The following is a 7,476-nucleotide window of genomic DNA, read 5'->3' as shown; positions in this document are numbered from 1 at the left end:
AGGGGAAACCATGGTGCACCGCATCGGTGAAATTTGCGTCGACGCAATTTGCGCATACGCAAATTCCAGGCCTGCGCCGTGCGGGCCGTCATGGATGGCGGAGCGCCGGGCTGGCAGAATTGCGCTGCACCACAAGAGAAAGCCAAGCGTGAATCCATACACAGGGACCAAGCCGGGAACAAGGCCGAAGGACGAGGCGCCCACGTTGGACCGCACCACTTTCGGCCATCGGCTGCGCGCCGCGCGCAAGCGCTTCGGCTGGACGCTGGCGCAGCTGRCCGAGCGCTCGGGCGTGTCGATCACCACCATCTCGCGCGCCGAGCGCGGCCAGCTCGCGCTGGGCTACGAGAACTTCACCGCGCTCGGCCGCGCGCTGGAGATGGACATGAACGCCATGTTCGCGGGCGCCGGCGTCAAGCCCGCGCAGCTCGACGGGCCGGTGGTCACGCGCGCCGGCAAGGGCGTGGTGTACCGCGGCCTCTCGATCGCCTACGAGTTTCTCGGCACCACGGCAGCCGGCAAGCAGATGAGCCCCATCGTGGGCACGGTGCATGCGCGGCGCATCCATGGGCCGGAAGACTTCGTGCGGCATGCGGGCGAGGAATTCGCCTATGTGCTGTCGGGCGAGATCGAGGTGCACTTCGAGAACGGCGAAGTGGTGCAGCTTGCGCGCGGCGACTCGCTGTATTTCGACAGCCGGCTCGGCCATGCCTATGTGAGCGTGAGCCGGCAGCTCGCGAAGATCGTGGGCATGACCACGGCGGAGAGCGGGCACATGCGGTCGGCGCGCGAGGCGCCTGCTTCTGGGCCGGTGGGGAAGGTGCCGCCCAAACCCAAGCCCGCAGCTGCCACGAAGAAAGCCACGCGAAGCCGCGGCGCCTGACGCTTCGCCGCGCCGTCCTGCTGTCGCCGATTTGCGCGCGAATGCTGGCGAGGGTCGCTATGCTGGCGCCCGCCAATCACTCCGACAAGAAACCATCATGAACCTGCCCTCGTCCTTCCTTGCCCTGCGGTCCGTGTCGCTGGCCTGCGGCCTCGCCCTTGGCGCCGCCGCCGCCGTGCACRCCGCGCCCGATACCAAGCTGCTCGCCGCCGCCGAAAAGGCGCAGCCCGCGGTGATCGACAACCTCAAGGAAATGGTGCTGATCGAATCGGGCAGCCTCAACGTCGACGGCCTGCTCAAGATGGCCGACGTGGTGGAAGCGCGCCTGAAGGCCGCGGGCTTCAAGACCGAGCGGCGCAAGGCCACGGCGGGCGCGGGCGCCGACATCGTCATCGGCACCCTCAAGGGCACGGGCAAGCGCAGGATCATGCTGCAGGGCCACATGGACACGGTGTACGCCGCCGGCATCCTGAACAGCCAGCCCTACAAGGTCGATGGCAACCGCATCTACGGGCCGGGCATCGCGGACGACAAGGGCGGGCTCGCGGTCATGATGGCTTCGCTGAAGATCCTGGCCGATGCGGGCTGGCGCGACTACGACACGCTCACGGTGCTCATGAACCCCGACGAGGAAGTGGGCTCGGTGGGCTCCGGCGAGCTCATCGCAACCATGGCCGACCAGCACGACACGGTGCTGTCCTTCGAGCCCACCGCCGCCAAGTCGGTGGCCAAGGGCGAATCGCTGCTGCTGGGCGCGGCCGGCATCGCACAGGCCACCCTCGACGTGAAGGGCCGCGCATCGCATGCGGGCGCCGCACCCGAGCTGGGCCGCAACGCGCTGTACGAGCTGTCGTATCAGCTGCTGCAGACCCGCGACGTGGCCAAGGACATCCCCGGCGTGGCGCTCAACTGGACCGTGGCGCGCGCCACCGGCCCGATCAACCAGATCACCGAGAAGGCGCAGGCGCTCGGCGACATCCGCATCACGCAGCCCGGCGCCGAAAAGAAGCTCGAAGCCGCGCTGCAGGCGAAGCTCGCGAACGGCAAGCTGGTGCCCGACACCGAGACCACGCTCAAGGTGGAAGTGGGCCGCCCGGCTTTCGTGGCGGGCGAGAAGGGCCGCGCGCTGGGCGAGAAGGCCCAGGCCATCTACAAGGAGATCGACCGCGAGCTCGCGCTCACCCCCATGACCGGCGGCGGCACCGATGCGGGCTATGCGGGCCGCTCCGGCAAGGCCACCGTGGTCGAGAGCTTCGGCCTCGCGGGCTTCGGCTATCACGCACGCGACGAATACATCGAGGTCGACTCGATCGTGCCGCGCCTTTATCTCGTCACCCGGCTGCTGACGGAAATCGGCAAGCAGTAACGGACCTCGCGGCCGCCGCTTTCAGGGCTGGTCCTTGGGCGGTTCGCCGGGGCGGCCGGGCGGGCGCCGATGGGCCGCTGCTGCTGCGGCGGCGGCCGCGTGCTGCTGGGCCTGTTGCTGCTGCTGGCGGATTTGCTGCGCTTGCTGCTGAGCCTGTTGCTGTTGGCGTTGCTGCTGCTGTTGCTGCTGTTGTTGGATCGCCTGCTGCCGCTGTTGCTGCTGGCGCGCTGCTTGCGCTTCTTGCTGCTGCCGCTGCAGTTGCTCTTGATGCTGCTGTTGCCGGGCCTGCTGCTGCGCCTGCTGCCGCTGCATCTGCTGCTGTTGCGCTTGCTGCTGCTGGAGCACGCGGGCCTGCTGCTGGGCTTGCTGTTGCTGCATCTGCTGGCGCCGTGATTGCTCCTGCTGCGCCGATTGCCTTTGCTGCTGGCGCTCCTGCATCGCCTGCCGCTGTTGAGCCTGGCTGGCCGCGCGCGCCTGTTGCTGTTGCTGCTGGGCCGCCTGCTGCCGCCGCGCGAGGTCCTGCTGCTGCTGTTGTTGTTGAAGCAAGGCCTGCGGCGCTTGCGGGGGCGTGTTGTGCGCCTGCTGCTGTGCCAGCCGCTCCTGTTGTCGTGCCTGTTGCCGCGCCTGTTGCCGCGCCTGTCGCTGTGCCTGCTGCTGTGCTTGTTGCTGCGCCTGTTGCGCTTGCTGGCGCTGCAATGGGTCTTGCTGCGGGTGCTGCTGAAGGCGTGCCTGCCGCTCCTGCTGCTCCTGCTGGCGCTGGCGGGCCTGCAGCTGCTGTGCCTGTTGTGCGGCTTGCTGCTGCTCCTGCTGCTGGCGCATGAAGGCTTGCTGCTGCCGTGCCTGCTGCTCCCGTTGCTGTTGTTGCTGCTGCTGTTGTTGCGCGAACTGGGCGTTCTGTGGCGGGGGCAGGCCCGGCGCGGCCGCGAAATTGGGCGGGGGCGCGCCCGGCGGCAGGCCGCGCGGCGCGTTGTTGTTGTAGACATTGCGCACGTTGTTGACCACGGTCGTCGAGCGCGAGATGTAGGTGCTGTTGTTGTAGACCACGGCGGGCCGCGCATAGGCCGGCGGCACCGCGCGATCGCGATCCCGGTAGCGCGGCGCGCCCCAGTTCACGTCCCATGAGCGCCAGCCCCAGTCGTGCCGCTCGAGCGCGGCGCCCACCACCACGCCGAGCCCGAAAGTGAACGCGCCGGCCGCCGCCACCTGGCCGCGGCTATAGCCGGGCGCAACCTCGACGGGCGGGGTGTACGCATAGCCGGGGTACACGGGCACGGGTTCGCCGTAGATGCGCTGCGGGTCGTAGCTCGGCACGTAGACCACGTCGGGCTGCGCAGGCTCGATGGTGATGAACTGCGGCGGCGGCTCGACCACGGCGGGGCCTGCATAGACGGGCTGCACGTCAGGGGCCGGTGCGTAGTTGCGCGGCGTGGCGGCGCTGGCCACGCGCAGCTTGTCGTTGTTCTTGAGCCGGCCCGCCGCCGATGCGCGCTGGCGCATGACCTGGATCGCGTTCATCACGTCGGCCGGATCGTTGTAGTAGGCCTGTCCGAGTGCTTCGGTCCACGCGATGTTGCCGGCCATCTGGTCGAGCACCGGGCGGAATGCGGTGAGCGATTTCACGCTCGGGTCCCAGGGCTGCTGGTTGGCTGCGTCCGCGAGCGGACCGCCCTTGAGGGACGCGTTCTGCGCGAGCCAGCCGTGCGCGGCCGTGATCTGGTCGGGATAGGTGGCGCCGGCCAGCACCTGCGCCACCAGCTTGTCGGGGTACAGCGCGATGGGCGCGACCAGCTGGTAGAGCTGCTCGGCGGAGGGCGGCGTGTAGGCCGCTGGCGCGGGGGCGGCCGGCGCAGGTGCCGGCGCGGCGGCTGCCGGAGGCGCGGGCGCAGGCGCCGGTGCCGAAGGCGTGCTGTCGGTCTTGTTGCAGCCGGCGATGCCGATTGCGCCGATGCACAGCGARATCGTCAGGAGCCGCGCGAGCGGGGTGCGGCGCAGTGATGTTGTCATCTGGAGTTCCTATGGGCGCAGAAGCCGCGCCTTCGAAACTCTTCAACGGCGCGCCACCTGTAGCGACGACGCCAGCCTGCATCGTCGATGCAACGGTCTGTGTCGGTGTTGCGCCGCCTGCGCTGTCGGCGCAGAACCACAAGCCCCAGGCTCTACTTGGCGCCGCCCGTGTACTTGGTGACGCTCGTCGCGTTCACGTGGTAGCCGCTCACGCCCATCATCGAATCGTTGCGCAGGGTCTGCAGCTTGCCGGTGACCCACACGGTGTCCATGGCGCGGAACTTGGCGCCCTTGGGCGTGACCACGTGCAGGATCTGGTTGGCCGGAGGCGGCGGCGTGTGGATGCAGGCGCCGAAGTAGGGCACCAGCAGGAACTCGGTGACTTCGCCCTTGGCTTCCTCGAGCGRCACGATGAAGCCCGGGATCTTGATGTCCGCGCCGTTCATGGCCGGGTTGGTCGGTGCGTTGTTCGACACTTCCTGCATCTTCATGAGCAGCTCGTTGGCGCGCGGGTCGCCGTCGTTGAGCGCGCTCAGGTCCATGCCCTTGAATTCCTTGGCCGGGTCCCAGTCCTTGGGCACGAGCTCTTCCCAGGTGATCTGGCGCGGCTGGCCTGGCGCAGCCTTGGCCGCGGCGGCCGGCGGTGCGGCCTTGCCGCCGAGCGGGTTCGATGCGGTCGTGTCCTTGGGTGCCGGGTCGGCGGCCCATGTGGCGGCGGCAAGGCCGGCGCCAGCCAGCAGCATCGAAAGCCGCGTGAAGGCGTTGATCGTGGAGTTCTTCTTTGCGATGCGCATGGTTCAAATCCTCGGGGAAAGGCCGTCGGCCAACGAGAGCCTATAGGCGCGGATGCCCGGCAGCAGGCTTGCCAGCCAGCCCGCGACCAGCAGGCTCGCCATCAGCAGCCATTCGTTCAGTGTAGGTGGCGAAAGGCTCAATGTCAGCCCGAACTGCGCCTGCAGCCATGGCGCGAGCAGGGCAATGCCAAGCACCGCCATCACCACGCCGAAGGCCACGCCCAGCACGGTGACCATGGCGCCCTCCAGCGCAAGCAGCGCCAGCACATGGCGCAGGCCGGCGCCCACGGCGCGCAGCACGGCCAGTTCGCGCCGCCTTTCGTTGAGCCCCGCCATCACCACCGAGACCAGGCCCGCAAGGCTCACCAGCGCCACCAGCGCCGACATCAGCAGCAGGGCGTTCTCGCCGATGCCGATCACGCTCCACAGCTCGTCGAGCGCCACGCCGGGCAGGATGGCCATCAGCGGCTCGCCGGTGTAGGTGGAGATCCAGCGCTGCACGCCGAACACGGCCGAGCGGTTCTTCAGGCCCACGAGCGCGGCCGTCACGTTCTTGGGCGTGAGGTCGAACTTGCGCACCTGCTCGGCCGGGATCTTCACGCCCGGCATCGGCGCGCCGCCCACCCATTCGAGGTGGATGGCTTCCATCGCTTCGAGGCCGATGTGCACCGTGCGGTCGACCGGCGTGCCGGTGCGCGCGAGCACGCCCACCACGGTGAAGGGCTTGTCGGCATGCTCGGACGCATTGAGTTCGCCGCTGCCATGCGCGAGCGTGATCCTCTGGCCGACGTGGTAGCCGAGCTTGTCGGCCACCTCGGCGCCCACCACCGCATCGAACAGCGCGCTGAAGGGCTTGCCCTCGCGCAGCGCGAGCGGCTGGCGGTTGCCGTAGCGAAAGCGCGCGAAGTATTCGGGCGAGGTTGCGAGCACCGCGAAGCCGCGGTGCGAGTCGCCGAGCGAAAGCGGCACCACCCAGTCGACGCCCGGATGCGCGGCCAGGGCCTGCACGCTCTTCCAGGAAATGTTGTTGGTGGCCGCGCCGATGCGGAACACCGAGTACAGCAGCAATTGCGTGGCGCCGGTGCGCGCGCCCACGATCAGGTCGGTGCCCGAGACGGACGATGCGAAGTTCTCGCGCAGCTCCGTGCGGATGCGCTCCACGCCGAGCAGCAGGAAGGTCGACAGCGCGATCGAGAACACCGTGAGCGCCAGCGTGAAGCGCCGGTTCCAGGCGCTGCGCCAGGCAATGGAAAAAAGCGCCTTCATCTCAGCTGTCCGCCGCCATGGCCGCGGGCGCCGCGCGGTTGATCTCGGGCAGCAGCACGTGCCGCGCAAAGCGCTGCGCAATGCGCTGGTCGTGGCTCACGAACACGAGCGCGCTGTTGTTCACGGCGCAGGCCGTCAGCAGCACGTCGAGGAAGGCTTCGCGCCGGTCCTCGTCGAGCGCCGAGGTGGGTTCGTCGGCAATCACCACTTCGGGCTGGCCGATGAGCGCGCGCGCCGCGGCCACGCGCTGCTGCTGGCCCACGGAGAGCTGCATCGCCTGGCGCTTCCACAGGTTGCGGTCGAGCCCCATCTGCTCGAGCAGGTGCTCGGCCTCTTCGCGCGCGCTGCCGCCGCGCGCAGCCTGCGACTCGCGCCGCTGCGAGAAGCGGCAGGGCAGCAGCACGTTGTCGAGCACGTTCAGGTAGGGCAGCAGGTTGAACTGCTGGAAGATGTAGCCGACGTGCGCAACGCGGCAGCGGTCGCGCGCGGCGCCCGAGAGCTGCGACCAGTCGTGCCCCAGCAGCGTGACGCGGCCTTCGTCCGCCACCAGCACGCCGGCCAGAAGCGACAGCAGCGTGCTCTTGCCGCAGCCGCTCGGCCCGTGCAGGAAGACGGCCTCGCCCGCGGTGATGCGCAAGGCCTCGATGTCGATGCACGGCCTTGGCATGCCGGGCCACGAGAAGCGCAGCCCTTCGGCGGCGAGCACCACGCGCAGCGGCGGCGCGGCCTCGCCCTGGGGGACGGTGCTCACAATGTCACTTGCCCAGGTTCAGGCGAACGGGCTGGGCAGCCTGTGCGCCGGCCGGGCGCTTGAGCTGGCGCTTGAACTGGCCTTGCGCGGATGCAATCTGCGAATCGATCTGGCGCGTGCCCTTGAAGGCGGAGAAAAGATTCACGTCGATGAACTTTGCCGCGGCCGCATGGGTGCAGTTGAACGAAAAGGTCGCGTCGAGATCGGCATGGCCCGCGGGCTCTGCCGGGTCGGGGTTGCCAAGGCCCAGTGCGCTGGAGCGCAGCTCGACCGGGCCGAGCTTGCAGTTGGCGGCCGGGTCGATGGCAAACAGCTTGTCGGCTGCGCGCAGCTGGGCGATGGCGTCTTCGGCGGTCTTCTTCTCGGCGTCGGTCTTGGGCGCGCGCTCGAAGCCGACGATGTTGTCCAGTGG

7 protein-coding genes are annotated in these 7,476 nt (G+C 69.0%); 2 read left to right on the top strand and 5 right to left on the bottom strand.

Annotated features, from left to right (window positions below):
• Positions 1–94 precede the first annotated feature (94 nt).
• Together AC1DOC_RS11830 and AC1DOC_RS11825 are read left to right on the top strand one after the other, a co-directional pair.
• Positions 95–883: a helix-turn-helix domain-containing protein gene (locus AC1DOC_RS11830; RefSeq protein WP_478129841.1), complete on the top strand. Its 789-nt coding sequence runs from the start codon at positions 95–97 to the stop codon at positions 881–883.
• Between the two features lie 97 nt (positions 884–980).
• Positions 981–2,249 (top strand): M20/M25/M40 family metallo-hydrolase, encoded by a 1,269-nt coding sequence (locus AC1DOC_RS11825; RefSeq protein WP_478129840.1) that lies wholly within the window; start codon positions 981–983, stop codon positions 2,247–2,249.
• Positions 2,250–2,270: 21 nt separating this feature from the next.
• On the opposite strand, the gene AC1DOC_RS11820 is transcribed toward AC1DOC_RS11825, so the two are convergent.
• The 5 genes from AC1DOC_RS11820 to AC1DOC_RS11800 form a co-directional block, all read right to left on the bottom strand.
• Positions 2,271–4,253, bottom strand: a complete 1,983-nt coding sequence (locus AC1DOC_RS11820) for a DUF3300 domain-containing protein (RefSeq protein ID WP_478083200.1) — start codon at positions 4,251–4,253, stop codon at positions 2,271–2,273.
• A 152-nt stretch (positions 4,254–4,405) separates the two neighbouring features.
• A complete protein-coding gene (locus AC1DOC_RS11815; RefSeq protein WP_478129839.1) occupies positions 4,406–5,047 on the bottom strand; it encodes a DUF3299 domain-containing protein in 642 nt (213 codons plus the stop codon).
• A 3-nt stretch (positions 5,048–5,050) separates the two neighbouring features.
• A complete protein-coding gene (locus tag AC1DOC_RS11810; RefSeq protein WP_012746706.1) occupies positions 5,051–6,313 on the bottom strand; it encodes an ABC transporter permease in 1,263 nt (420 codons plus the stop codon).
• Between the two features lies 1 nt (position 6,314).
• Entirely contained in the window at positions 6,315–7,064 is a 750-nt protein-coding gene (locus AC1DOC_RS11805) for an ABC transporter ATP-binding protein (protein WP_319430805.1), read from the bottom strand.
• A gap of 4 nt (positions 7,065–7,068) precedes the next feature.
• Positions 7,069–7,476: ZrgA family zinc uptake protein (locus AC1DOC_RS11800; RefSeq protein WP_478129838.1), on the bottom strand; the 408-nt coding region annotated here is incomplete at its 5' end.

This window comes from Variovorax sp. 01T439_2 (assembly GCF_056398445.1).
This window is presented reverse-complemented; position numbering and strand designations above follow the sequence as displayed.

Excerpts from the sequence above, each read along its gene's own strand:
- AC1DOC_RS11810 (WP_012746706.1), bottom strand. The coding sequence starts at position 6,313 with ATGAAGGCGCTTTTTTCCATTGCCTGGCGCAGCGCCTGGAACCGGCGC.